General features: G+C 72.4%; 3 protein-coding genes. 1 reads left to right on the top strand and 2 read right to left on the bottom strand.

The window, feature by feature from the left end; genetic code table 11:
• Positions 1–96: 96 nt before the first annotated feature.
• Entirely contained in the window at positions 97–486 is a 390-nt protein-coding gene (locus D0D28_RS35390) for an ACT domain-containing protein (protein ID WP_094005873.1), read from the bottom strand.
• The gene (gene thyX, locus D0D28_RS35385) at positions 483–1,235 is read right to left on the bottom strand and encodes an FAD-dependent thymidylate synthase (RefSeq protein WP_094005872.1); all 753 of its coding nucleotides are present in this window, start codon (positions 1,233–1,235) and stop codon (positions 483–485) included. Before thyX ends, D0D28_RS35390 begins: the two co-directional genes overlap by 4 nt.
• A gap of 125 nt (positions 1,236–1,360) precedes the next feature.
• Here thyX and D0D28_RS35380 point away from each other — a divergent pair.
• Positions 1,361–1,701 (top strand): toxin-antitoxin system HicB family antitoxin (locus D0D28_RS35380; RefSeq protein ID WP_116115553.1); only part of this gene is annotated, 341 nt, incomplete at its 3' end.

Here is a 1,701-nt window from a genome sequence, read left to right as displayed (position 1 = left end):
CAGCACGGCCCCCGCCGACGCCAGTCGGCGCCCGCCGACGCCAGTCGGCGCCCGCCGCCACGCGCCCAGCCGCCCCCAGCACGGCCCCCGCGGGCCTCAGTCGGCGCCGGCGACCTCGTGTCCGGCCGCGCGCAGCGCCGCCACCGCGCGCGTCAGTTCGGCGTCCTTGACCAGCACGTGGTCGGTGTCGAAGGTCGACAGCGTGAACAGCGCGACCCCGGCCGAGGCCAGTTCGCTCGCCAGGGCGGCGATGATCCCGGTCAGGGTGAACGCCAGCGGGCCCCGCACGGTCAGCAGCCGCCACCCGGACTCGACCCGGGCGCCCTCCGGCACCAGGCCGGCCGGGCAGATCACCGACGTCTCCGCGGGCGTGCGGGTGATCGAGACCAACCCGTCCGGCGCGTCCAGGCCGGGCACCGGAGCGCCCGGCTCCAGCCGCGCCACCGCGTACTCGCCCGGCTGGACGTCGATCGCGAGCCGTTTCACCCTTCCAGGACCTTCGGGCTGGAGGCGACCTCGGTGCCGTCGGGCAGCGTCGAGATCGTGAAGTCGGCGAAGACGTTCGGCGCGGCCTTCTGCAGCTGCCGCAAGCACTCCACGGCCAGGCCGCGGATCTCCACGTCGGCGTTCTCGGTGGCGCGCATGGCGATGAAGTGCCGCCAGGCGCGGTAGTTGCCGGTCACCACGATGCGGGTCTCGGTGGCGTTGGGCAGCACCGACCGCGCGGCCTGGCGCGCCTGCTTGCGGCGCAGCGTGGCGCTCGGCGCGTCGGCGAACTTGTGCTCCAGCCCGGCCAGCAGCTCGTTGTAGGCGTCGGCACTCGCCTGCGCGGCCTTGAGGAACTTCTCGTGCAGCTCCGGGTCGTTCGCGATGACGTCCGGCTCGACGAACGCCGCGTCGCGCTCGGGCACGTACCGCTGCGACAGCTGCGAGTAGGAGAAGTGGCGGTGCCGGATCAGCTCGTGCGTCAGCGAGCGCGACACCCCGCTGATGTAGAAGCTCACCGAACCGTGCTCCAGCACCGACAGGTGACCGACCTCGATGATGTGGTCGATGTAGCCGGCGTTGGTGGCCGTCTTCGGGTTCGGCTTCTTCCACGACTGGTAGCAGGCGCGGCCCGCGAACTCGGCGAGCGCCTCACCGCCCTCCGCGTCGGTCGACCACGGCACGTCCTCCGGCGGGAAGAACTCCGTCTTCGCGATCAGCTGAACCTTCGGCGACACGGTCTCGGCCACGGTCGCACTCCTTCCCCTCAACGACTCCCCGGCAGCGTAACCGCCGGGTCCGACAACTTCCCCGCGACACCACGTGGTGTCATCACCGCCTTGACTGACACCACTAGTGACGTCATAGTGGTGTCATGGACTTGACCCCGTACATCACCAGCCTCCGCGAGGACCTCACCGCGACGGCCTCGGCCGGGGACGAGCAGATCCGCCGGGCGGCGGCGCTGCTGTCCGGCGCGCTCGAACCCGCGGCCCGGCTGGCGCTGATGAACGCGCTGGCCGACCTCGCCGCCGAGGCGACCGCGCAGCTGCCGGACCACGTCGTCGAGGTGCGGCTGGACGGCCGGGACGTGCGGGTGGTGGTCACCGGCACCGCCGGCGAGCGGGAACGCCCCGAGCGGCCCGGACCCCCGCCCTCCACCAGCGGCGGCGACATCTCCCGGATGACGTTGCGCCTGGTGGAGAAGCTCAAGGA

The organism is Amycolatopsis ruanii, from assembly GCF_003385175.1.
In the GTDB taxonomy this organism is placed as follows: Bacteria; Actinomycetota; Actinomycetes; order Mycobacteriales; family Pseudonocardiaceae; genus Amycolatopsis_E; species Amycolatopsis_E thermalba.
Note: the sequence above shows the minus strand (reverse complement) of the source record. Positions and strands in the feature narration are given on the sequence as shown.